Source organism: Meridianimarinicoccus roseus (assembly GCF_003172915.1).
GTDB classification, from domain to species: Bacteria; Pseudomonadota; Alphaproteobacteria; order Rhodobacterales; family Rhodobacteraceae; genus Meridianimarinicoccus; species Meridianimarinicoccus roseus.
In genome coordinates, this window is the sequence record NZ_QGKU01000004.1 from 38,622 (window position 1) to 62,740 (window position 24,119).

The 24,119-nt window shown below is 65.6% G+C and carries 22 protein-coding genes; 9 read left to right on the top strand and 13 right to left on the bottom strand.

All coding sequences use genetic code 11. The features are described from left to right. Window positions 1-249 precede the first annotated feature (249 nt). Window positions 250-2,241 carry a 4Fe-4S binding protein gene (locus DKT77_RS01510; protein WP_109809979.1) on the top strand — a complete coding sequence of 664 codons (1,992 nt, stop codon included), beginning with the start codon at window positions 250-252 and terminating at the stop codon, window positions 2,239-2,241. Here the strand turns inward: DKT77_RS01510 and DKT77_RS01515 are convergent. Next, window positions 2,235-2,975, bottom strand: a complete 741-nt coding sequence (locus DKT77_RS01515; RefSeq protein WP_238547619.1) for a c-type cytochrome — start codon at window positions 2,973-2,975, stop codon at window positions 2,235-2,237. The genes DKT77_RS01510 and DKT77_RS01515 overlap by 7 nt on opposite strands. An 88-nt stretch (window positions 2,976-3,063) precedes the next feature. Here DKT77_RS01515 and DKT77_RS01520 point away from each other — a divergent pair, with 88 nt between their 5' ends. The 7 genes from DKT77_RS01520 (at window position 3,064) to DKT77_RS01550 (ending at window position 8,651) form a co-directional block, all read left to right on the top strand. Further along, window positions 3,064-3,255 carry a DUF6494 family protein gene (locus DKT77_RS01520; RefSeq protein WP_109809980.1) on the top strand — a complete coding sequence of 64 codons (192 nt, stop codon included), beginning with the start codon at window positions 3,064-3,066 and terminating at the stop codon, window positions 3,253-3,255. Further along, a complete protein-coding gene (locus DKT77_RS01525; RefSeq protein ID WP_109809981.1) occupies window positions 3,256-4,323 on the top strand; it encodes an Mrp/NBP35 family ATP-binding protein in 1,068 nt (355 codons plus the stop codon). Further along, window positions 4,320-5,033: a biotin/lipoate--protein ligase family protein gene (locus tag DKT77_RS01530; protein ID WP_109809982.1), complete on the top strand. Its 714-nt coding sequence runs from the start codon at window positions 4,320-4,322 to the stop codon at window positions 5,031-5,033. Before DKT77_RS01525 ends, DKT77_RS01530 begins: the two co-directional genes overlap by 4 nt. Beyond that, entirely contained in the window at window positions 5,030-5,512 is a 483-nt protein-coding gene (locus DKT77_RS01535) for a DUF6505 family protein (protein ID WP_109809983.1), read from the top strand. Before DKT77_RS01530 ends, DKT77_RS01535 begins: the two co-directional genes overlap by 4 nt. Window positions 5,513-5,527: 15 nt before the next feature. Then, entirely contained in the window at window positions 5,528-6,943 is a 1,416-nt protein-coding gene (locus DKT77_RS01540) for an FAD-binding oxidoreductase (protein WP_109809984.1), read from the top strand. A gap of 81 nt (window positions 6,944-7,024) precedes the next feature. Continuing rightward, window positions 7,025-7,876, top strand: coding sequence for a metal ABC transporter ATP-binding protein (locus tag DKT77_RS01545; protein ID WP_109809985.1), 852 nt, complete (start codon window positions 7,025-7,027; stop codon window positions 7,874-7,876). Next, the gene (locus DKT77_RS01550) at window positions 7,866-8,651 is read left to right on the top strand and encodes a metal ABC transporter permease (protein ID WP_109810039.1); all 786 of its coding nucleotides are present in this window, start codon (window positions 7,866-7,868) and stop codon (window positions 8,649-8,651) included. Before DKT77_RS01545 ends, DKT77_RS01550 begins: the two co-directional genes overlap by 11 nt. A gap of 12 nt (window positions 8,652-8,663) precedes the next feature. Here DKT77_RS01550 and DKT77_RS01555 read toward each other — a convergent pair whose 3' ends face one another. From DKT77_RS01555 to DKT77_RS01595, 9 genes are all read right to left on the bottom strand, one after another. Further along, entirely contained in the window at window positions 8,664-9,395 is a 732-nt protein-coding gene (locus tag DKT77_RS01555; RefSeq protein WP_238547620.1) for a rhomboid family intramembrane serine protease, read from the bottom strand. A gap of 4 nt (window positions 9,396-9,399) precedes the next feature. Next, on the bottom strand, window positions 9,400-11,004 hold the full coding sequence (xrtD, locus tag DKT77_RS01560) for a VPLPA-CTERM-specific exosortase XrtD (RefSeq protein WP_109809986.1): 1,605 nt from the start codon (window positions 11,002-11,004) through the stop codon (window positions 9,400-9,402). 104 nt (window positions 11,005-11,108) lie between these two features. Beyond that, window positions 11,109-12,476, bottom strand: coding sequence for a porin family protein (locus DKT77_RS01565; protein WP_109809987.1), 1,368 nt, complete (start codon window positions 12,474-12,476; stop codon window positions 11,109-11,111). Between the two features lie 14 nt (window positions 12,477-12,490). Continuing rightward, window positions 12,491-13,078 carry a polysaccharide biosynthesis/export family protein gene (locus tag DKT77_RS01570; protein WP_109809988.1) on the bottom strand — a complete coding sequence of 196 codons (588 nt, stop codon included), beginning with the start codon at window positions 13,076-13,078 and terminating at the stop codon, window positions 12,491-12,493. Window positions 13,079-13,255: 177 nt separating this feature from the next. Then, complete coding sequence (gene uvrC, locus DKT77_RS01575) at window positions 13,256-15,145, bottom strand: excinuclease ABC subunit UvrC (RefSeq protein ID WP_109809989.1); 1,890 nt, start codon at window positions 15,143-15,145, stop codon at window positions 13,256-13,258. A gap of 287 nt (window positions 15,146-15,432) precedes the next feature. Continuing rightward, entirely contained in the window at window positions 15,433-16,215 is a 783-nt protein-coding gene (locus DKT77_RS01580; RefSeq protein WP_109809990.1) for an SDR family oxidoreductase, read from the bottom strand. Between the two features lie 13 nt (window positions 16,216-16,228). After that, window positions 16,229-17,200, bottom strand: coding sequence for a calcium/sodium antiporter (locus tag DKT77_RS01585; RefSeq protein ID WP_109809991.1), 972 nt, complete (start codon window positions 17,198-17,200; stop codon window positions 16,229-16,231). 170 nt (window positions 17,201-17,370) lie between these two features. Beyond that, window positions 17,371-18,171, bottom strand: a complete 801-nt coding sequence (locus tag DKT77_RS01590) for a S49 family peptidase (protein ID WP_109810041.1) — start codon at window positions 18,169-18,171, stop codon at window positions 17,371-17,373. A gap of 107 nt (window positions 18,172-18,278) precedes the next feature. Then, a complete protein-coding gene (locus tag DKT77_RS01595; protein WP_109809992.1) occupies window positions 18,279-18,542 on the bottom strand; it encodes a spike base protein, RCAP_Rcc01079 family in 264 nt (87 codons plus the stop codon). Between the two features lie 185 nt (window positions 18,543-18,727). Between DKT77_RS01595 and DKT77_RS01600 the strand changes: the two genes are divergently transcribed. Then, window positions 18,728-20,416 carry a hypothetical protein gene (locus tag DKT77_RS01600; RefSeq protein ID WP_109809993.1) on the top strand — a complete coding sequence of 563 codons (1,689 nt, stop codon included), beginning with the start codon at window positions 18,728-18,730 and terminating at the stop codon, window positions 20,414-20,416. Here the strand turns inward: DKT77_RS01600 and DKT77_RS01605 are convergent. The 3 genes from DKT77_RS01605 to DKT77_RS01615 are packed head-to-tail and all read right to left on the bottom strand — an operon-like array spanning window position 20,410 to window position 23,796. Next, on the bottom strand, window positions 20,410-21,276 hold the full coding sequence (locus DKT77_RS01605) for a CpsD/CapB family tyrosine-protein kinase (protein WP_109809994.1): 867 nt from the start codon (window positions 21,274-21,276) through the stop codon (window positions 20,410-20,412). The two genes, DKT77_RS01600 and DKT77_RS01605, sit on opposite strands and share 7 nt — an antisense overlap. 50 nt (window positions 21,277-21,326) lie before the next feature. Beyond that, window positions 21,327-22,937: a GumC family protein gene (locus DKT77_RS01610; protein ID WP_109809995.1), complete on the bottom strand. Its 1,611-nt coding sequence runs from the start codon at window positions 22,935-22,937 to the stop codon at window positions 21,327-21,329. After that, complete coding sequence (locus tag DKT77_RS01615; protein ID WP_109809996.1) at window positions 22,927-23,796, bottom strand: ExeA family protein; 870 nt, start codon at window positions 23,794-23,796, stop codon at window positions 22,927-22,929. The genes DKT77_RS01610 and DKT77_RS01615 overlap by 11 nt, the downstream gene beginning before the upstream one ends. Window positions 23,797-24,119 lie beyond the last annotated feature (323 nt).

Genomic DNA, 24,119 nt, shown 5'->3' on the forward strand with positions numbered 1-24,119 from the left:
AGTCGACGATGGTATGCCGTATTTCCGCTTGACCGATATTGTTCACAAGACCTATCGCTCTGGCAAGCATTTCTGACCAGTTTCCGCCAAGATGACGCGGTCAGGACGGTCCGGGATCGCGCCGGGGCCTTTCGCGGCAGGCGCAACCGCCACCGTGCAAGGGGCCGGAGCAGGGTTTACCCTTCGGTGCGATTGTGGCTTAGGTGACGCACTTGCACGCCCTTGGGGCGCTGCGACGGGGGGATTTTCATGACCAAGCGCCTTGTGCTGTGTTCCTGCGAGGGCAGCCAGACCATCGCCGCTGACACCGTCGCGGCGGCGTCGGGGATGCGCTGTTCGCGCGTCCATTCGGCCCTGTGCACGACCGAACTGTCGGTCGCGGCGGATGTGATCACCGCCGGGGACGCGATCATCGCCTGCGGACAGGAGCGCGCCCGATTCGAGGATCTGGCCGCCGAACTGGGGGCAGAGGTGCCGGGCTTTGTCGATCTGCGTGACCGCGCGGGCTGGTCCGACGAAAACGCGGCGGCCGGTCCGAAGATGGCCGCGCTGGCCGCCGAGGCGCTGCTGGCCGCGCCGGACGGCAAGTCGCTCGACGTGGTGTCGGAAGGGCTGTGCCTGATCGTCGGGCCGGGCGAAGTCGCGCTGGATGCCGCGGAACGGTTGGCGGGCGCGCTGTCGGTCACGGTGCTGCTGACCGATGGTGCGGAGCCGCCGCTGGACAGAGGCATCGACGTGATCACCGGGCGGTTGAAGCGGGTCGAAGGCGCGCTGGGCGGCTTCCGCGTGACCATCGACGCCCTGCGCCAGATGGCGCCGGGCGGGCGCGGGGGCTTCGGGTTCGGTGCGCCGCGCGATGTCGGCGTGTCGGAGTGCGACGTGCTGATCGACCTGACCGGCGGCGTGCCTTTCGTGCCCGCGCCGCAGAAGCGAGAGGGCTATCTGCGGGCCGATCCGGGCGATCCGCTGGCCGTGGCGCGGCTCATGGTGGAAGCCGTGCAGCTTGTCGGCACCTTCGAAAAGCCGCTTTACGTCCGGCTTGAAGAGCAGCTTTGCGCCCATTCGCGTGCCGGGCAGGTCGGCTGCACCCGGTGCCTCGACATCTGTCCGACCGGCGCGATCGTACCTGCGGGTGATCACGTCAGCATCGACCCTATGGTCTGCGCGGGGTGTGGCGCGTGTTCGGCGTTGTGCCCGTCCGGGGCGATTTCCTATGACGCGCCGCCGGTGTCGCATCTGCTGCGGCGGCTGGAGGTATTGGCCCGCGTCTTCCGCGAGGCGGGTGGCACTGCGCCGCGGCTGCTGGTGCATGACACTGCGCACGGGGCTGAAATGATCCGCCTGTGCGCGCGGTTCGGGCGCGGCCTGCCCGCCGACGTCATCCCGCTGGAACTGGACGTGATTTCCGGCTTCGGCCATGCCGAGATGCTGGCGGCGCTGGCCAGTGGCTTCGCGGCGGTGGACCTGTTGCTGGCCCCGCGGACCGAGCGCGACGCGCTGGACCGCGAGTTGGCACTGGCCGAGGCGATCGCCGGGCCGGGCCGCCTGCGGCTGCTGGACGTGACCGATCCGGACGCGCTGCCGGGGCTTCTGTATGGTGCTGCGGTGCCCGCGTCGGTGGCGGACCCGGTGCTGCCGATGGGTGGGCGGCGGCAGGTCGCGCGGCTGGCGGGCCAGGCGCTGAACCCAGGTGCGGCGGCGCCGCTGCCGCTGCCCGAGGGCGCGCCCTATGGCGCCGTACTGGTGAACACGGAGGCCTGCACGCTGTGCCTGTCCTGCGTGTCGCTGTGCCCGTCCGGCGCGCTGATCGACAACCCGGACCGGCCCGAGTTGCGCTTCCAGGAGGATGCCTGCCTGCAATGCGGCATCTGCCGGACGATCTGCCCCGAGGACGCCATCGCACTGGAGCCGCGGCTTGACCTTTCGGACGCGGCGCTGGGGCAGCAGGTGCTGAACGAGGAAGAGCCGTTCGCCTGCGTGGAATGCGGCGCGCTGTTCGGGGTGAAGTCCACGGTTGAGAAGATCACCGAGAAGCTGGCCGGCAAGCACAGCATGTTCGGCAGCGGCGACGCGGCGCGGATGATCCAGATGTGTGACGACTGCCGGGTGAAGGCGCAGTTCGGGCGCAGCGACAACCCGTTCGCCATGGGCGGGCCGCGCCGTCCGCGCACCACCGACGACTACCTGGCGGACCGGGGCGACGCGGGGCCGTTCGGCCCGTCCGGCCGCAAGGATCACTGATGCCGGATCGGTGCCCCGAGATCGGCCGGCGGCATCCGCTGCACGAAGGCGAGAATCGCATCGAGATCGTCCAGCGTCATCGCCACGGGCGCGATCGGCGAAGGGCGGTCGATCGGGAAGGGCGGAGTGATGCCTTCGATCTGGGTGAAGGCGCCGTGCGGATTGAGCGCGAAGAACCCTTCGAAGCGGCGCGCCCAGTCGGGCATCGCGCGCAGCACGCCGAAGGACGGCGTGGAGCCGAGCCCGTTCATGCGGTTGCGATCGTCGATCACGTGGCATCGGCCGCAATGCACCAGCGACAGGTCGGACCCGGCCGCAGCGTCGCCCTCGTAGGCAATGGTGCGGCGGACCTCTGCCGCGGCGTCGGGCGCGGCGAATGCGGGCTCGCCGGCAGCTTCGGTGTAGCTGTCGATGGTGTTGCGCCCGACTTCGGAGGTGAGCCAGTCCGCGAAGCGCTGCGCGGCCTCGCTGTCCGCCGGTCCGAGCCGCAGAACGGTGTCCCCTGCGGCAAGCGCCGGCACCCCTGGCGCGTCCTCGGCCAGCACCAGCGCGCCATCCGGGGCCAGCGTCACGCGCACGCGGGTCTTCAGGGTGAAGCGCGGCAGGATGAACTGCCACAGCCCGCTGTCCGCGATCGCGCTCGGCACGGCCAGTGTCACGGGGTTGTCCTGTGCGGCGGCCGGGAACGCGGGCAGCAGCAGGGCACAGACAAGCAGGATACGACGGATTTGCACGGTCCTTCCTCCCTCGGACATGTGCAGGCAAGACTAGGCGCGGCGCCGGGCGCCGGTCAACGGAGTTGAGGAAACGGAGAGCGACACGATGAGCGACGACGATTTCAACATGAGCATGCGCAAGTTCCTGAAACAGGTCGGCGTGACCTCGCAGCAGGCCATCGAGGAGGCGGTGCGCGACGCCGACGCGGCCGGCCCGTTCGAGGCGAAGGTGGTGCTGAGCATCCCCGAGCTGGGTCTTGAGCATGTCGTGACCGGCACGATCAAGGGGCGCGGCTGAATGGCGGCCACGCGGGAGGACGTGCTGGCGGTGCTCAAGGGCATCGCCGATCCGGGAGCCGACGGTGACATCGTCGCGTCCGGCGTCATGCGGGCGCTGAACGTGACGGACGGCAAGGTCCGCTTCGTGCTGGAGATCGCGCCGTCGCAGGCCGCCGCCTACGAGGCGGTCAAGGCCGAGGCGGAGGCGAAGCTGGCCGCGCTGGCGGGCGTGCAGGGCGTGTCGGTCGTGCTGACCGCGCACAGCGCCCCCGCCGCGCCGCCGGACCTGAAGCCGCAGCGCCGGGCGGAACCCTCGGGTCCGCAGAAGGTGCCCGGCATCGACCGGATCGTCGCCATCGCCAGCGGCAAGGGCGGTGTGGGCAAATCCACGGTCTCGGCGAACCTTGCCTGCGCGCTGGCCGCCGAGGGGCGCCGCGTGGGTCTGCTGGACGCCGATGTCTACGGCCCCAGCCAGCCGCGGATGCTGGGCGTGTCGGGTCGGCCGGCCAGCCCTGACGGCAAGACGATCCTGCCGATGCGCAACCACGGCGTAACCATGATGTCCATCGGCCTGATGACGAACGAGGATCAGGCGGTGGTCTGGCGCGGGCCGATGCTGATGGGTGCGTTGCAGCAGATGCTGACGCAGGTGCAGTGGGGCGCGCTCGACGTGCTGCTGGTGGACCTGCCGCCGGGCACCGGCGACGTGCAGATGACGCTGTGCCAGAAGGCGCAGGTGGACGGCGCGATCGTCGTGTCCACGCCGCAGGACGTGGCGCTGATCGACGCGCGCAAGGGCATCGACATGTTCAAGCAGATGAAGACGCCGATCCTGGGGCTGATCGAGAACATGTCTACCCATGTCTGTTCGGCTTGCGGCCACGAGGAGCATATCTTCGGGCATGGCGGTGTCGCCGCGGAAGCGGCGCGGCTGGGCGTGCCGCTGCTGGCGGAACTGCCGCTGGACCTTGACACGCGGATCGCGTCCGACGGGGGCGCGCCGATCGTCGTCAGCAAGCCCGGCAGCACCCAAGCGCAGAGCTTCCGCGCGCTGGCGCGGCGGATGGTCGAGGCCGGCCAGGCATGAGCGTGGCGGCGCAGACCGGTCCTTCGCCGTCCTTCCCGCCGCTGTTCCGCGCGCAGGCGTCGGGCGACCCGTTCGCCGCCGCCTGCGCGCAGGCCCGCGCGGGCACAGATGCCGGGTTGGTGTTGCACGACGTTCAGCTCGATACCCTTCGCGCGGCCATCGTCTTTGCGCCCGACGTGGCGCTGGCGGACGCGGCGGTGGTACTGCCGCTGTGCGGTGTCGCATTCCAGAACGCCTTCGGCAGCCATGCCCCGCCCGAGGTCGCGGTGCACCTTGAATGGGGCGGCGCGCTGCGGGTGAACGGCGCGGTCGCGGGCCGCCTGCGCATGGCCGCCGACCCCGTCCCGCCCGAGGCGGAACCCGGCTGGCTGGTGGTTGGGCTGGAGCTTGCGCTGATGGGTTTCAGCGATGCGCCGGGCACGGCGCCGGACCGCACCACCCTTTTCGACGAGGGCTGCGCCGAGATGGACCCGGTTCTGCTGCTGGAGTCCTGGGTGCGCCATGTGCTTCTATGGATCAATACCTGGTCCGAGGACGGTCTGCGCGCGCTGCACGGGGAATGGTCTGGGCTGGTGCATGGGGTTGGTGGCGGCATCGCCGGGCGCGAGGGCGTGTTCATCGGCGTTGACGACCGCTTCGGGATGCTGCTGAAACACGAGGGTGGCACCGCGCTCGTGCCGCTGACCGACCTGCTGGAGGACACACCATGAAACTGGCCCGCGCGATCCATTTCGACGAAAGCGACATGAACGTGTTCCACAGCCCGGCGCGCACAGGCGAGTGGTGCATTTCGGGGGGCTTCGAGTTTTCCGACTGGTCCGAAGCGGACCTGACCGGGAAGGCGCGGCAGGCCTTCGCCAACGGCTGGCTGGGGGTGGAGACCTTTGGGCGGGTCACATTCGTTGCCGTCACGCAGGTCGAACAGGCCGAGGTCGACGCGCTGGCACGGGGGCTGGCGCAGCATTTCGTGACGATCTACGGCGCGCCGTCGCTTGAGGCGGCCCTGCCCGTCGCGCAGGAGGAACTGGCGCAGATGGCGTCGCTCTGCGACGAGCACGACCCGAACACGCTGTTGACCGTCGCGCGGGAGCTGACCCCGGCGGGCGTTGCCGAAGCCTACCGGTTCATCGAACCGCAGGCCGCCGGAATGGAACAGTTCGCCATCCATGGCGATATCGAGGGGCACTGAGCGGTGGCGTATGACATGGCCCTGCCGCCGCGTGATGACGCTGCCGTGGCGCGCGCGGTGGCGGCGCTGGACGCTCGGTTCGGCGACCGGTGCCAGACCGGCGCCGCGATCCGCGACCAGCACGGGCACACGGCGACATGGATGCCGACACAGGCCCCCGATGCAGTGGTCTGGCCAGTGACCACCGAGGAGGTGCAGGCGCTGGTCCGGATCTGCGCGGCAGAGCGGGTGCCGGTGATCGGTTTCGGCGCGGGTACCTCGCTGGAGGGGCACGTGAACGCGCCCGCAGGGGGAGTGTCGGTGGATTTCACGCGGATGGACAAGGTTCTGGCCGTCCATGCCGATGACATGGACTGCACCGTGCAGCCCGGGGTAGCGCGCAAGGCGTTGAACGTGCACCTGCGCGACACCGGCCTGTTCTTCCCGGTCGATCCGGGTGCCGATGCCAGCCTTGGCGGGATGGCGGCGACGCGCGCTTCTGGCACCAACGCGGTGCGTTATGGCACGATGCGGGACGCGGTGCTGGGGCTGAAAGCGGTGCTGCCGTCGGGCGAGGTGGTCACGACCGCGCACCGCGCGCGCAAGTCGTCAGCTGGGTACGATCTGACGCGGCTGATGGTCGGCTCGGAAGGCACGCTGGGCCTGATCACGGAACTGACGCTGCGCCTGCACGGCATCCCCGAGGCGATTTCCGCCGCGACCTGTTCTTTTCCGGACGTGGAGGCCGCCTGCAACGCGGTGATCGCGGTGCTGCAATACGGCGTGCCCGTGGCACGAATGGAAATGCTGGACACGCTGACGGTGAAGGCGGTGAACGCATATTCCGGGCTGGATCTGCCGCTGACGCCGCTGCTGCTGCTGGAGTTCCATGGCTCCCCCGCCGGGGTTGCGGAACAGGCGCAGACGGTGGGCGAAATCGCGGCCGAGTTCGGCGCCGCCGGGTTCGACTGGACCGCCGATGCCGAGGCGCGCACGAAGCTGTGGCAAGCGCGGCACGATGCCTACTGGGCGTGCCACGGGCTGCGGCCGGGCCTGAAGTCGATGTCCACGGATGTCTGCGTGCCGGTGTCGCATCTGGCGACCTGTGTCGGCGCGGTGCAGGCGCGCGCGGCGGCGGAGGGGCTGGCCGCGCCGGTGCTGGGCCATGTGGGCGATGGCAATTTCCACGTGCTTCTTCAGGTAGACACCGGGGATGCGGCCGAGGTCGCCCGCGCCGAGGCGTTCGTCGGCTGGCTCAACGATCTGGCGATCGCCCATGACGGTACCTGCACGGGCGAACATGGGATCGGGCAAGGCAAGGCTAAGTACCTGCCGCGCGAACTGGGACCCGAGGCGATCGGGATGATGCGCGCCATCAAGCGCGGGATCGATCCGCACAACATCATGAACCCAGGCAAGATCTTCGACATGGGCAATGCCGGGCCGACCTGAGGGAATGAAAGCGGTGGACTCTGGCCGCGCGCTGCGGGACAAGTCGCGCTGATCCCGTTCCCCGCCCCGCCGGAGCCCGCCATGCCCGCGCATCCCGATACGACAGCCCTGATCGAGGCGCGCACCCTGAGCCTTGCGCGCTCCGGGCGGCCCGTGCTGGACCGGGTGGATTTCCGCGTCGACCGGGGCGAGATCGTGACTGTGGTCGGCCCGAACGGATCGGGCAAGTCGACGCTGATCCAGATCCTTATCGGCGCGCTGGCACCCGATGCCGGAACGGTGCGGCGCGCGCCGGGCCTGCGGATCGGATATGTTCCGCAAAGCCTGCATATCGACGCCACGATGCCGATGCCGGTCGGCCGGTTCCTGGCGCTGCCGCAACGCCACGGGCGCGCCGCGCGGGCCGAAGCGCTGGCGCAGGTCGGGCTGCAAGATCTTGAAGCACAGCCGATGTCCGCGCTGTCGGGCGGGCAGTTCCAGCGCGTGCTGCTGGCCCGCGCACTGCTGATGCGGCCTGACCTTCTGGTGCTGGACGAGGCGACGCGCGGGCTGGATCAGCCCGGCACCGCCGCCTTCTACCGGATCGTGGAGGACCTGCGCGCCCGCATGGGCTGCGGCGTGCTGATGGTCAGCCACGACCTGCACGTGGTGATGAGTGCGTCCGACAGGGTGGTGTGCCTGAACGGGCATATCTGCTGCCACGGCACGCCCGAAATCGTGGCGAGCGCACCGGAATACCGCGCGCTGTTCGGGGTCGGCACGCAGGGCACACTTGCGCTTTACCGACACGACCACGACCACGACCACGATGATGGCCCGTGCGGGCACGGTCCCGACGCTCCCGCCGGTGCGGGAGCGGGTCCGGCCGCGCCGGTGCGGTCGCACGGGCATGGGCACAACCGGCAGCACGGGGCGGGGCCGGATGCTGGATGATTTCCTGACCCGCGCGGCGCTGGCGGGACTTGGGGTCGCGCTGGCCGCCGGTCCGCTGGGCTGCTTCATCGTCTGGCGACGCATGGCGTATTTCGGTGATGCGACGGCCCATGCCGCACTGCTGGGCGTGGCGCTGGCGCTGGCGCTGTCGATCTCGGTCTTCGCGGGTGTGCTGGCGGTCGTGCTTGTGCTGGCGCTTGCGGTGTCCGGCCTGTCGGCGCGCGGCGTGCCGGTGGACACGTTGCTGGGTGTGTTCGCGCATGGCGGGCTGGCGGTCGGGCTTGTGGTCGTGTCGCTTCTGCCGGGCGCGCGGGTGGACCTGATGGGTCTGCTTTTGGGCGATATTCTGGCCGTTGGGCGAACCGACCTGGCCGTGATCTGGGCTGGCGCCGCGCTTGTCATCGGTCTGCTGGCGTGGCGCTGGTCGGGGCTCCTGACCGCGACGCTGAACGCGGATCTTGCGCGGGCCAGCGGGATCGACGCGCGGCGCGAGGACATGATCCTGACGCTGGCGCTGGCCCTTGTGGTGGCGGTGGCGCTGAAGGTGGTCGGCGCGCTGCTGATTTCGGCAATGCTGATCGTGCCGGCGGCGACCGTACGCCCGCTGGCGCGCACGCCGGAATCGATGGCCGTGCTGGCGGCGATCTGCGGTGCGGCGGCCGCACTGGGCGGGATTGCGCTGTCCTACCGTGCCGACACGCCGACCGGGCCGACGATCGTTGCCGTAGCCACCGCGCTGTTCGCGGTCAGCGCGATCCTGCCGCGGCGGGGCTGAGCGGCCCGCCGGTCAGGGCGTCCGCTTGGTGCGTGTGACCGAACGGCGGCCACGGCTCTGGTCGAGCACGCCGCGCCCCCAGTGCACTGCAAGCAGCCAGCCGACGACGAAGCCGCCGAGATGCGTCTCCCAGGCGAGGTTGCCGGACAGCAGCACCCAGAACGCGAGGTTGTAGAGCACGAGGAAGCCGACCGCGCGCAGGGTCACCCAGAGAGGGTCACCGAAATACCGCCGGTCGAGGTAATCCCAGCAAACCCAGACGCCCAGCAGGCCGAACAACGCGCCGGACGCTCCGACCATCGGCGCCGGGCTTTCGGAAAACAGGCCGAATCCCACGGCTCCACCAAGCGCTGAGACCGCATAGACCACGAGGAAGCGGCGCTGTCCGATCCGGTTGACGATGGCGGTTCCGACGCTGAACAGCGCGATCATATTGACGATCAGGTGCACCGGCCCGCCATGAAGGAAGGCGTAGGTCACGAACATCGTGACCGGCTGGGCTGAATAGTAGGGCTGCGCGCCCAGCAGCAGACGTTTCCAGAACGCACCAAGCGCATAGGCCTGCGGGCGCAGCACCCCTGCCGGGCCGAACCAGCCCCGATCGTTGGCGAGCAGTACCAGTTCCGGCAGTACGCACAGGACGATCAGCACCATGACAGTCAGCGGCACCCCGCGATACATGAAGCGCGCGGGGCGGGGCGTGCTGGACGGCTGGATCGGTGCGTTCTGCGAGATCTCGGTCACCCGGTTACTCTGGAACGTAGCGGGGCATCACTTTCAGAGCCTCGGCCATGAAGGCCTGCAGGCGGGCATCTGCGTCCGCTTCGGTTTCGTCGGGATGGATCGGGGTTACGAAGCGGATCAGCGCGCCGTCGCGGCGCCCGCGCATCCAGCTGTCATAGACGACCACCAGCTTGGCGAGGAAATCGTTGGTCATGCGGCGCCCGCGCTGTTCGAACCAGTAGTACACCATCTGCTTGTTCAGGCCCTTCTGGATCACGGAGCGATTGAGTTCGAAGGTGCCGTAGGTCGTGTTCGGGAAGCTGACCTCGACCGGGTCGATGCTGAACACTTCCCAACCGCCGACGGGCAGGCAGACCTCGGGTGAATGGATGCCTGCGCCGTTGGTCTGGTCGTCGTAATAGGCCACGAACACGTTGACGGGCGACTTGCCACCACCCGAATAGCTGGCCGCGACATAGTCATCGGCCGCAAGCGTCTTTGCGACAGCGGGATCAAGCGATTCGAAGGCGCCATACTGGTTCGCGATCTCGCGCGGGAACAGCATGAACGGCGTTCGGTCCGGCAGTACCGTGGGCGGTGCCGGGAAGAAATAAAGCGCGAGCGAGAACAGCCCGCCGACAAACGCGCCAAGCCCAAGCATCACCGACGGGGTGATGGACAGCACCCGCGCGAAGATCGGACCAAGGCCGTTGGTGTCGAGGTCGATCGCCTCGCTCAGCGGGAGGGGATTGGGCGTCAGCCGCTGCATCGCGATCGCCATCGCGAAGAGGATACCGACGCAGGCAAGGAAGATCACCCAGCCTTCGAAGAAGTGCAGGAAGCCTTCGGCATGTTCGATTCCGAAATGGTTCACGAGGATCCCGATCACGCCGATCCGGAACGAGTTCATGAACACAGTGATTGGCGCGGCGGACAGCAGCAGGACCGCCTTGTGCCAGAGCGGCCCCCGATAAAGGATCGCGAACAGGTAGGAGAAGGAGAGGATCGGGAACAGGTAGCGCAGCCCGGAGCAGGCTTCTGCGACCTGCAGCTTGTACACCCCGAGGTCGATGATGTTTCCGTCGAGGAACACAGGAATCTGCGCAAGTTCGATGAACCAGACCCCTATTTCCGAGGATACGCCCTGCAGGAAGATTGTAAGTTGCCAGTACATGAACTGCGGCAGGGGCAGCATGAAGACGAGGTGCAGAACCGGCGCCCAGTGGGCCTTGCCTCGGTCCCAGCCAAAACAGACGAGCACGAGGCCCATGACCCAGACGATGAAGGCGTAGGCTACGATGTCGGGGATCTGCACGAGATTGCCGATCATCCCAAGCCCAAGTCCGAGCGTCAGCACCAAGAGGCCTGGCATCCGGCGCACCGGCTCGGCAGGGTCGGCGCGCGGCGTCTTGCGCAATTCGCGCAGGAAAAGGTAGAGCGAGATCAGCGGAATGAGCGGGCCGTGACTGTATTCCGGCGTGCTCCAGGCTTCCACCAGGGCCAGCAGGCCGAATTGGAATACATAGAGCGATGCAAGCACTGTTCCTGCGAACAGGGCGAACCCCATCGGATTGACGGGAACCGTCCCGATGAAGGGAATCGATGGCCTGAAGTTATCCTGAACGCTCATAGAAATACTCACCCGAACAGCCAAAAATCCATCGAACCATACACAATGGCGTCTGCCTTTGCATGGAGAAAAGCCAGAAGCGCACGTAATGTTGTACAGACTGTTTAACGGGTCGTTTCGAAGCTCCGCGAGAGTCCGACGAACACGGCATTGGACTGTGCATCGTCGTCGGTGTCGGACTGCGTCTGCCGGAACCGGTAGCCCATGTTCATGGCCCAGTCTTCGGTCAGGCTGTGGTTGTACTGGGCCGTGACGTTCAGTCGTTCGGTATTGCCCTGAGTGGAATTCTCGTAGCGGGTCAGCCCGCCGGCGATATCGATGCCCATCGACGAAACCGGGGTCAGAAGCTGAATGAACTCAACCCGCCCGTTTGTGTTCAGTACGTTGCGACCGTCCTCGTCCGTGCTGGCGGTTTGCCTCAGGCCGAGGGTGAGGCGGTTGTTCCGTCCTTCGAGCGAGTAATCCACTCCGCCGATGAGCCGCAGGTCGGTGTCCGCGTTGGTGGACACCCCGATTGACCCGTCGAGAACGGCGTTGTCCCAAGCGACCTGTTTGCCGATCGAGAAGGAGTACCGCTCGCCGTTTTCGTCCACGATGCTGCTGAAGCTTGCCGAGGTCTGGCCCGTCTTCTCGTCGAACACGAGCGACAGGTCGCCGACGACGCCTTCTTCGGTGGTGTCACCGGAAAGGCGCTGGCTTTCCACGCGGGAATAGCCGAGGCGCGCGGACAGGGTCGTGCGCTGGTTCAGGCGCGCGTCCATGCCCACATCGGCGCGCGAGGTGTCGCGGTCAAGTTGATCGCTGTCGTCGAATTTCTCGTTCGCGTAGCTGGCCCCGGTGGTGAAGCGCAGGATGGGCGACACGCGGAATCCGATTTCGGCCCCGCCGCGGAGGGTGCGCCGGTCATAGAGATCGGGATCCTGGGTATCGGTGAAGCTGATGTCAGACGCCTGTGCAAAGCCCGTCAGGCTGAGCGGTCCGTCCTCGTTGAAGCCGAACAGAAGATTTCCGCGCAGGCTGGTCCGGGTGCCGCCGCCGCGCGTGTCGTCGAAACCGCCGTCATCGTCGAGATCGCCGAGGGGATCGAAGAAATCGACATCCGCCTGTTGCGCGCGCAGGTTCAGGCCGATCCGGCTGTCATCGACGTTGCGCAGATAGTCGAGGGTCACGATCGGGTTGTCGGCGCTGACTTCGGAGCCTTTCACGGGCAGGTCCGCCGCGCGAACCGATCCCTGAGCACCGAGGTCCAGTGTGTCGGTCCGGGTGCGCTGCTGCAGACCGAATCCCAGCGTGTTTGTCCAGATGATCGCGTCGCCCGCAGAATCCCGTCTCAGGTCGTAGTTGTCGTTGAATTCGAGATCCGACGAGATGAACGCGGTGCTGACCGCGCGCTCGCTGTTCTGGGAAAGAGCCGAAATGGGTGCCACGCTACCAAGCAGCATCGCACCCAGTGCCAGTCGCGGGCGCCACATCGCGGTTGCTCCTGTCACTCGAACAGGCGGCGTTCAGGCACGAGAATCACGTCGCCGTCCAGCAAGGTTGCGTTGCCCGAGATCTTGGCGCCGTCGCCAGCCGCGCGCAGGTTGAACGTATAGACCGCTTCCTGCCCGGTGGACGGGTCCGTGCGGCGCAGCTGGATCCGCTTGGTGGCGGCAAAGTTGGTGAAACCGCCCACCGAGGCAAGGCCCTGCAGGAAGGTCGTGCCGCGGCTCAGTTCTTTTTCGCCTGGGTCGTTCACTTCGCCGATCACGTAGACGGTGATGCCGGACCCTGATGTGGGCGGGTTGCTTAACTGGTTGATCGAAACGAAAACGGTTGGCGCAGTGGCGAAGTTTGGCGCCAGCGCCTGCACCAGCGACTGCTGGACCTGCTGCACGCTGCGCCCTGCGGCGCGGATCGAGCCGGCGAAGGGGAAGGTGATGTTCCCGTCGGGCAGCACGAGGGCATTGCGGTTCAGGCTGGCATCTTCAAGCACTTCGATCGCGAGCACATCGCCCACTTCGAGGGAATAGCTTTGTGCCTGTGCCGTCGCGGCGAGCATCAGGGCAGCCATCAGGCCAAAGAGAAAACGCATGGTTGCAAGCCTTTCGGTATGGGAGCCCCCGGAACCCCGCCGGGGCAGTTGCGGCGACGTTACACACAGGCCGGATCGCGCAAAAAGCGATTTTTGCCGCGCCGCGCCGCTTTTCGCGGCAGTAGTCATGGGAATGCAACAGGTTGCGAACGGTTGTTCGCGCACCGCCGCGCAGGCCTAGCCGCTGTGAAAGAAATCGTAGATCGTTTCCGCCAACGTGTCCGAGATCCCATCGACCGCCTTCAGGTCTGCAAGGTTCGCGCCTGCGACCGCCTTGGCGGACCCGAAATGCGCGAGGAGCGCCCGTTTCCGGGTGCCGCCGACGCCGGGCACGTCGTCCAGAGGGGTGGCGCTGATCGCCTTGGCGCGCTTGGCGCGGTGCGCGCCGATGGCGAAGCGGTGTGCCTCGTCGCGCAGGCGCTGCACGAAATAAAGGACCGGGTCGTTGTGGCGCAGGGCGAAGGGGCGCTGGCCGGGGCGGTGGAATTCCTCCTTGCCGGCGTCGCGGTCGACGCCCTTTGCCACGCCGACCATCGGAATGTCGTCCACCCCGAGATCGGCCATGATCCCCGCCACCGCGCTGACCTGACCCGCGCCGCCGTCGATCAGCAGAAGATCGGGCCACGTGCCGGACTGCCGGTCCGGGTCATCCTTCATCAGGCGTTCGAACCGGCGCGTCAGAACCTCTTTCATCATGCCGAAATCGTCGCCGGGGGTCAGGTCTGCCCCTTTGATGTTGAACTTGCGGTAGGCATTCTTCATCAGCCCTTCGGGCCCGGCCACGATCATGCCGCCAACGGCATTGGTGCCCTGGATGTGCGAGTTGTCGTAAACCTCGATCCGCTGCGGCGGCGCGGGCAGGGCAAACGCTTCGGCCAGACCGGCCAGCAGCTTGGTCTGCGTGGCGCTTTCGGCCATCTTGCGCGCAAGGCTCTCGCGGGCGTTGCGTGCGGCGCCTGCCACCAGTTCGGCCTTCTCGCCGCGCTGTGGCACCGCGATCTCGACCTTGCGGCCTGCCTTCTGTGACAGCGCTTCGGTCATCAGGTCGTCGTTCTCGATGCCGTCGGACAGCAGCAGCAGCCGTGGCGGCTGCTTGTCGGAATAGAACTGCCCGAGAAACGCTTCCAGCACCTCGGCGGCGTCGGCGCCCGCGCCGGTGCGGGGATAGAAGTCGCGGTTGCCCCAGTTCTGGTTGGCGCGGATGAAGAAGACCTGCACGCAGGCCTGTCCGCCATCCATGTGCAGCGCGATCACGTCCGCTTCGGTCACGCCGCGCGGATTGATGCCCTGCGCGCTTTGCACCTGGGTCAGCGCGCGGATGCGGTCGCGCAGGGCGGCGGCGCGTTCGAATTCCATCGCCTCCGCGGCGGCGGCCATCTGCTCGGCCAGTTCCTCCTGCACGCGGGTGGATCGTCCCGACAGGAAGCGTTCGGCATCGGCCACCAACGCGGCATAGGCCTGCTTGTCGATCTCGCCGGTGCAGGGGGCCGCGCATCGCTTGATCTGGAACAGCAGGCAGGGCCGCGTGCGCGAGTCGAAGGTCGTGTCGGAGCAGGTGCGCAGCAGGAACACCTTCTGCAACTGGTTCAGCGTGCGGTTCACCGCGCCCGCGCTGGCGAAGGGCCCGTAGTAGCTCCCCCTGGATGCCTTGCGCCCCCGATGCTTGCGGATCTGCGGGAAGGCGTGATCTTTGGTCACAAGGATGTTCGGAAAGCTCTTGTCGTCGCGCAGCAGCACGTTGTAGCGCGGCTTGAGCTGCTTGATGAGGTTCTGCTCGAGCAGCAGTGCCTCGGTTTCCGTGCGCGTCGTCAGAAACATCATCGACGCGGTTTCCGAGATCATCCGCGCAATGCGGCTGCTGTGCCCCGAGGGTCGCGCATAATTCGACACCCTCGCCTTGAGATTACGCGCCTTTCCGACATACAGCACCCGGCTTTCGGCATCGAGCATCCGGTAGACGCCGGGCGAGCCGTCAAGTGTCTTCAGATAGGCCTGGATGCAGTCATGGCCGCGCGGGCCGTCCGGGGCCTGTTCTGGAGCTGCTGAGGGGGCATTGTTGTGGGGCATCGGACCGTTGTGCGATTCTGAGACTTTGCTGCACATTTTCGACCCGCGGCTCAAGGCCAAACATATGCACGATTTCTGTGGATAACTCTGAGGACAAGTTTCTGGATAGCCGGATTTTTCCTTGCGGGCTTGGCACTTCGTTGCGCTGCCTAAAAAATAAGCTTCTTTTTAAGCTTCTGAAAAGGTGGGATAAATTACTGTGCCTGTGATAACGGACTGAAACACATAACTTTTTTGTTAAGGAAATATGACGCCAGCCCCCAAGGTGGAAAACTTGCTACCGTTGCCTATTCGACACCCGTCACATCCGGGGTTTCCCATGCCAAATGCTGTCCACCGTCGATCGACAGCATCTGTCCGGTCACCGACGGTGCCGACAGGAAATACATTAGTGCGCCGACGATGTCTTCGGGATTGGCGCCGCGCCGTAGGACGGTCGCCGCACGCTGCCGCGCGAAGGCATCCGCGGTCTGGCGCGCCCCCTGCAACGTGGGGCCCGGGCCGATCGCGTTTACTCGTACATTTGGCGCGAGCGCCTGCGCCGCAGTTCGGGTGAAGGCCCAAAGGCCCATCTTTGCGATCGTGTAGCTCATGAAATCCGGAGTCAGCTTGTGGACCCGCTGGTCGATCATGTTGACGACAAGCCCCCGTGCGCGCGGCTCTCCGGCGCTGTCGGGCGCAGCGGTCGGAACCTGCGCGGCGAAGGTCTGGGTCAGTACGACCGGCGCGCGCAGGTTGCTTTCGATGTGCCGGTCCCAGCTTTCGCGCGTGACCGTCTCAATTGTGTCCCGTTCGAAGATGGACGCATTGTTGACCAGCACCGACAGCGGCCCGCCAAGCGCATCCGCGGCGCGGCCCACAAGCGGCGTTGTCTGCGTCTCGTCCAGAAGGTCGGCCTGTAGCGCGACGGCGGTTCGGCCAAGCGCGCGGATCTCGGCCACAAGATCCTCTGCCGGGCCTTGGGAGCTTGCATAGTGCACCGCCACGTCATGCCCGGTCTGCGCCAGCCCAAGCGCCATTGCCCGGCCAAGGCGCTGCGCTGCACCCGTCACCAATGACTTGCCGGTCATGTTCTGTCACTCCTCACATCAGAAGGATCGACAGATAGCCCAGATATGCCACCGTCAACACGGCACCTGCGGGGCGGGTGAAATTCCAGCGCAGGAACACGAAGGGCGCGATCAGCAGCGACGCGCCGAGCATCACCCAAAGGTCGATCCGGAAGAACTCCGGGTCCACTGGGATCGGCCCGATCAGGGCGGTGATGCCGAGGATGCCGGCCAGGTTGAACACGTTGGATCCGATCACGTTGCCAAGCGCCACGTCGGCCTTGTTGCGCAGGGCGGCCATCGCCGTCGTCGCCAGTTCGGGCGCCGATGTGCCGATCGCCACCAGTGTCAAACCGATCACCGTCTCGCTGATGCCGAAGTCCCGCGCGATCCGCACGCTGCCATCTACCAGCAAGTCGGCGCCCAGCGGCAGCCCGACCAGCCCGAGCGCCAGGAACAGCAGGATCTTCCACATAGGCATGTGCGGATCGAGCCCCTCAAGGTCGTCCTCCAGCGCCTCCACCGGGTCGACCGCAGCGGCGGCCGCGCCCGCCGCACGCCGGTGCGCCTGTGCCCGGCGGAACTGGTCGCCCAGCATGAAGGCCAACATCGCCAGCAGTGCAAGCCCGTGCCACCATGTCAGCGGCCCCATCGCGCACAGCGCGATGAAGACGACCGACACGACCAGCATCAGAACGTAGCTGTGGCGCGAGTCGTAGTCGCCGGTGGACAGCCCCTTCATGATTGCCGGGATTCCCAGCACCAGAAGGATGTTTGCCGTATTCGACCCGACCACGTTGCCAAGCGCGATCCCCGGCGCGTCGCGCAGAACGGCCTGCACCGAAACCAGAAGTTCGGGCGCGGAGGTGCCGAACGCCACCACGGTCAGGCTGACGATCAGCGCCGGAATGCCCAGCCTGAGGCTGAGGTTGACCGCGCCTTTCACCAGCGCGTCGCCTGCAAGCAGCAGGATCGCCAGCCCGAGGGCGACGTAGATCCAATCCATCGTTACGACCTTTTGTCAGTACAGTCACACGGACCGGACCCGATGCGGTGCCGTCCGCAGGCGCGGCATTTGACCGAAGTCAGGCGCGGCTTGCCGGGCACGCGAAGGCGCCCGAACATGGCCAGAGCGACCATGCCCACAAGGAACAGGCTGACGATCTTTACAAGCACCTAAAGGCCGTAACGCGCGTAAAGGGCGCGTTCCTCGGCCTCGGCCAGCGCGTCGGTCAGGACCCGAGCGCCAATTCGCTGAAACAAGCCGCGCTTCATTCCGTAACGCTGGAACCGCACGTCCTTGCCGAAGCGTTCCTTCATCACCGGCACCACATGGCCGATCGCATCGGCAAGCCCGACCTCCAGCGCGGACGCGCCGATCCAGACCTCGCCGGTGAACAGGTCACGGTCCTGCGGCAGCCGTGTCCCGCGCCGTTCGGCCACGTGGGACTTGAACGTGCCGTGAAGGTCGTCCAGCAGCCCGCGCAGCCGCGCCACGTCCGCTTCCTGTTCGGGGCGGAACGGGTCCAGCATGCTCTTGGAGGCACCGGCGGTGTAGACCCGCCTTTCGATGCCGTGCCGGGCGATGAACTCATGCGCGCCGAACGAGGCCGAAATCACCCCGATGGACCCGACGACGGAACACGGGTCGAGGAAGATCTCGTCCGCGGCCGATGCGATCCAGTACCCACCCGAGGCAGCCACGTCTTCCACGAAGGCGAAGACCGGGGTTTCGGTTTCCTCCGACAGGCGGCGGATGCGCGCGCCGATCAGTGAGGATTGAACCGGGCTTCCGCCGGGAGAATTGATGATCAGGGCAACGGCGGCGGGTTTTCCGCGACGGAAGGCCTTTTCCAGCAGCGGCGCTACGTTCTCGTCGTTCAGTGCGGCTGATCGGCCACCCGCGGCGATCATGCCGCTCAGGCGCACGACGGCGACGCGGGGCGGTTTCTTCACGAAGGGAATGAAACGTCTCATGCCTCCGACATAGAGTGCGCGCAACCCAACAACAAGGCGGGCCATGCCGGAACAAAAAAAGCCCCGGCTGCAACGCCGGGGCTTCGTGGGTGGGTCTGCCCGGCGAACTACCAGAAGGCGACCATCTGGCCTGCCGTCGTGCCGGTCGCCATCACCTTGCGTATCCGCAGTGGCAGCAACGAGCCGCCGGGCACACCGGCCATCGTGACCATCGCGCCCGAAGCCAGTTGCGCCGAGATCGTACCGCCGGTCCCGACATAAACGGCGCGGGTGACGTGGCTCAGGTCGCCAGCGTCGCTGGGCACGATCATCGTGCCGTCGACGGCCGGCGAACTGAGACCGGGGGTTGTGTTGGCATAGAGGTCAGTCATGGAATTGGTCCTTTTGCTGGCGGCGGTCCGGGGCGCGCCCATCCGTCCGGACGGCAGAACGCCCGTCGGGATGAACGCGCATCTTGCGGTACTGGAAGATGCCGTGGCCGCATTAATCCGGCGTTGTTGCGGCGTGCGGCCGGTCGTCCTAACCTGCAACGGCAACGCATCGAGGGAGAGCGCGCATGGGGCGATTGTGGGGACCGCTGGGGGTGCTTGCCCTTTACGCACTGGCGCCGGGATCGGCTCCCGCGCAGCAGGACCCCGCCCAGGTGATTGCCCAGACCAGCCCCGATCCAGCCATTATTGCCGACGGTATCGCACCCGTCACTCCGGCAAATACACGGCGCAACCGATTCCAGGGAACGATCGATGTCTTCCTCGTGCCCGAGCCGGGCCGCGACGCCCTGCCCGTGATCGACCCCGAACGCGACAGTCCGGAAGCGGGCGTCCTGCGGCGTCTGGTGGCGTCGGGCAAGGCCGCCGGTCTTGCCGACGTGATCTATGACAATCGGGATCAGGAACATTCCAGCCTGCAACCGGGCCTGTTCCCGCAGGTGTCACGCACCCGCTATGACGACGTCTTCAAAAGGGAATACCTGCATCACGGTGTGGCCGGGCGGATGATGTTTTCGTTGCCGACCGTGGGCAATTCGTCCACCGCGCTCACGCAAGGGCCGATCGCGCGCAGCAATGCGCGCATCGCGCTGGCGGATCAGGTCAGCGCAATGCGGACGTTCAGGCTCTATGCGTCGAACCACATGTATGTTTACCCCGAACACAGGGACTATGACGCGGACCTAGGCGACAGGCTGTATTCGTCGGCGCCATACTTCATGGTTTCGCAGGGATCGTCCTACCGCGACCAGCCTTTCGTCGAGGCGCTTTTGACCGTCCTTGCGGCGTTCCGCCCCGACACCCGCGCGAAACTCGTGGAACTGGGTCTGCTTGCACCCACGGCGCAGATGGTTCTGCGCCGCACGCTGGATCGCGTGCGCGGCGTTTCCGACTACCTGTCGCCGATCGCGCATCCGGTCGTGTTCGAGAACCTGCAACTGCGCCTTGCCGCAGCGGTAGCCTATGCCAATTCGATCACGCCCGAAACCATTCCACCTATGGTGAAACTGACCGTGCTGTCGGACTTTCCGTCGGTGCCGGGGCAGGACTACCTTGCCGTGAACCTGAGCGAGTCACTTTTCACCACCCCGTCCGCGGTGGCACGGCTCTGGCGCAGCTTTGCCTATTCCCGGTCAATGGCCATCAGCGCCGCCGCGACAGAGGATCCCAACGGTCGGCCGCTCCGATATCACTGGGTGCTGCTTCAGGGCGACCCGGCGCGGGTACGCATTTTGCCGCAAGGTGAAAGTGGCGAAACCGCCCGAATCGAGATGGATTGGCACGACCCGTTTCCCGCGCGTCCGCAACTGGACCTGCAAAGCGCGCGCGTCGATATCGGCGTGTTCGCGGATAACGGCGTTCACATTTCGGCGCCTGCGACCGTTTCGGTGTTGTTTCCCACCCATCAGGCCAGAGAGTATCGCGCGGCAGCCGGAGGTCAGATGCGGCTTCATGCGATCGATTACACGGAGGGTCCGGAAAGTGTGCCGCGCCGTGATGCCGTGATCTGGCCCGAAGCGCCGTGGCGCGATACGCTTGAATGGGGCGAAGACAGCCGTGTGGCCGTGATCGAACGAAGCTTCCACGGGACGGGACAGGTTCAGAAGTTGCGACGCGTCGCGGATGGCTGGACGCGTGGGGGCGGTGCCGACAGTTCTGCCATCCGGCACGAGGCGCGGCGGGTGCCGCCGGGTGTGCTTGCGCTGGACGCAGGCGACGGAGAACCGCCGCAGGATGCGCCGGGCGACGGTCAGTAATAGGACTGATCGTACCCGTAACCGCCTTGGGTGTAGCGGGCCTTGTTGAGCACGACGCCCATGACGTTAGTATGGGACGCGATCTCGGTTTCAGTGACATCGACCTCGTCAATGGACGTCATCTCGGCCGCGGCGATGAGGATGGCGGCATCCACGAAGTCCAGGAACCCGATCGTGTCGTCGCTCGCCAGCACGGGCGGGGCATCGAAGAGAACAAGGTCCGGCGCGAACTTCTCTTCGACCTTGATCAATTGCTCACGCGCATAGGCGCTGTGCAGGATTTCCGATGAATTAGCGCTGGGCACACGGTTGGTGGCGAAGGCGAGGTTGTTGCCATAAGCGATCATGTGCGCTTCGGGGGGTTCCTGACCGCTCAACACGCGCGCGAAGGTCAGATTTTCCTTTATTCCAAGGATATTGGCGATCTCCGGCCGCCTCATGTCGATCTCGATGACCAGGACACGGATCTCGCTTTGCCGCGCGATGCTGAAGGCGAGGTTCGCCGTCGTTGTGGACTTGCCGCATTTTGCCGTTGGCGAAGTGATCGCGATTCTGCGCCAGTTGTTGGCCTTCGTCTGCTGCAGGAGCTTCGTGCGCATCATGTCGAAGGACTGCGCGGCCGGCCCTCCGAAATAGGACAGGATGCGGTTGTTCTTGAGCAGCTTCTCGTTTGGCATGAACTGCGGAAGGCTCTGCCACGCGGCTGCGACACTCGCATCGGTGGGACGTTGCGGTTTGCTCTGGGCCGATGTTGTCTGCGCCGGATCGGATGGCTGAGCGCGCGTCTGCGCCGGGGCCGCAGCTCCGGCTTCCTTGCGCCGGTCACGTGCGCGGCTCAGGGCTTCTTGAAGTCGTTCCATTCAATGTACCTCACAAAACAGGGCAACCCGCCCCAAGCGCCGACGCGACATCAGCCGATTACCGAGAAACCCACCCGATTGAAAAGCGACTCGATGATTGAGTCCAGCGGGAGCACGAAACTGTGGAAGGCCAGCAAGGCAAGGGGGATCACAACCAGCAGGAAGGCCGCACATCCGATGATCACGAAGCGCCGAAGCGCGATTTCACGGCTGGTACGGTAGTAGGGCAGGACCGCGAAAGGCGTGATGCCAAGCCGGTTTGTCAATTCCACCGGGCGGCGGATCGACCGGTTCAGGAACTCCATCAGCACAACCACAGCAAGGCCTACGAACATACCGGCGCCGATTCCGGCGGCCGCAATGACCGGTCGGTTGGGCTTGGTGGGCCGCTCGGGCGGGGTTGCCTGTTCGATGACCGAAATGCGCTGGCCTTTTGCCAGCAATTCGATCCGCTCGCCGGTTGCGGCGACCGACAATCGGTCAACGGCCTGATTGTACTGGCCCTGGATGTTCTCGTAGTCGCGCTGCAGCTTGCTTTGCGTAACGCCGTTGGAGGGGACTTCGGCGATCTGGTCCTCAAGTTCGGTGATTTCCGCGGACGCCCGTTCGATGTCTTCGTTCAGCGTGGCGATACGGCGGTCGATCTCTTCCATTTCCAGTGCGAACCGCACTTCGCGTTCCGTTGTCGGTTCATCACCAATCGAGAATTCGGCGGCCTCAACCTCTTCTGCGGCGGTGTTGTCGAGCGCAAGACGGCCCGTGTCCGCGACCTTCTGTTCCAGTTGCGCAACCCTTGCCCTGAGCATGGATACGCGCGGATTGGTGGGAGAAAACACGAGAAGCGCGTCGTTCAACTGCTGCTGCGCTTCGGCAAGCTGTCTTTCCAACGGCGACCCGGCCTCGGCGTCGGGGCCGTCTACAACGCGGAACAGGTCTGTAAGCCGACTCTTCTGCTGTTCGAGTTCGACGATTGTGCGCCGGTCGCGCGCCCGCTGGGTCTGGAGGGAATTGACCTCGTCGCGCAGGAACGCGAGGTTTTCGGGCAAGGCCAAGCCTGCCTCGTTCTGGAAATTCACCAGCCGGACGCTCTGTTCATCCAGCTCGCTGCCAAGCCGGTCCACTTCCTGCCGAAAGAAGGCGAGCGTGTCGCCGGCCTGTTCGGTCCGCATTTCAAGGTTTTCCTGAAGTACGAGCGTCACGATCTCATTCGTGACCAGGGCGACCGTTTGCGCTGTCTGACCGCGATAGGAAATGGTCAGAACAGCCGCCCCGTCGGTGCGCCGCCCGCCTGCCGTGGCTGTCTGTTCGAATGTGATCCGGCTTTGCAGATCGCTTACGATGTCGGACGCGGACATGCGTTGCCCGTTCGCGTCAACGGGATAGAGGTTCAAGCGCGACGCAAGGTCGATCAGCGTTTCCCGGGCGAGCAGGCGGCGCTGGATGATGCGCAACTGTTCGCCTGCGCCCGTGCTCACCGTTGACGAGGCAAGGTTCTCGGGGATCTGCTCAGCTTCGACCAGCAGCGTCGCCCGCGCCTCATATTCCGGCGGCAGGATCAGGGCGAGTGTCAGTCCGATGGACGCGAACACCGCCGTCACGAGCACGAAGTACGGGCTGCGTCGCAGGAAGATCGAAAAGTAGTAACCTAGATCAAGCTTCATTGGCTTGGCCTCCGTTCAAGCTGACCGCCCCGAAAAACACCCCATCCGCGAGCACGCTTTCGATGGTGTCCTCGGAGACAACGTGCTCTTCCGCAGAGAACGCGTAAACGAGCGACAGGTCGCACAACTGGTTGACCAAGCGTGGCACACCGCCGGTCAGTTCGTGAACGCGGTCCAGCGCCGCGTCCGAGAATTCATGCCCCGAACCGCCCGCGACGCGCAAACGGTGCGCCACGTAAGCGGCAACGTTCTCGCGGTTCATGGCGGACAGGTGGAAACTGGATCCGACACGCTGGACGAACTGCTTGAGTTCGGGGCGCATTATCAGGTTCCGCAATTCAGGCTGCCCGACAAGGACAAGCTGCACCAGTTCGTCCTTGTTCGAGTTGATGTTGGTCAGCATGCGCAACTCTTCAAGCGTGTTCACGTTCAGATTCTGCGCTTCGTCTATGATCAGGATGACCCTGTGCCCACCGGCATAGGCTTCGAGAAGGTAGTCCTGAAGCGTCTGGAACAGGCTTACATAGGATGCGCTGTGATCGAAATTGACGCCAAGCGCGTGCAGAACCCATTGCAGCAACTCTCCTCGGTCGCCCTGCGCATTCGAAATCAGACCCACGATCACGTCGTCGGGCAGAGTTTTTAGAAGATGCTGCAGCAGGGTGGTCTTGCCCGCCCCGATTTCGCCGGTCACGACCGTGATCGGCGCACGGGTCAGGACACCGTATTCCAGCATTGTGTACGCCAGTCGGTGCGACTTCGACCAGAAAAGGAAATCCGGATCCGGCACGAGGGTGAAGGGCCGTTCGTGGAAACCGAAGAACGAATTGTAGATGTCTACGGGTGCTGTCGTGTTCATGGTCTCGCGATCCGGCGCGACAGGCTGTCTGCGCCACCAGGCGTGTCCTCTCGGGGACACAAAACATTCACTCATACTACTTTCACTTGTCCGGTTCCTATCCGTAAAACGGCATCGTTTGAAAGTCCTTTACACCATACCAGTTCAAACCTCGCTAACGGGGGCGTTTTCGAGGCAACAGTCCGGCGGTGCGTTGCCGCGGGAACCGGCCGGAGAGAATGTGTGACGAGAATCACATCGCCGCGGCCTGAAGCCCGTTGCAACCGCGCGATCAGCCCAAAGTAGGGGTGTGTCTCCGTAATGATGCCCGTTCCGCGTGCATT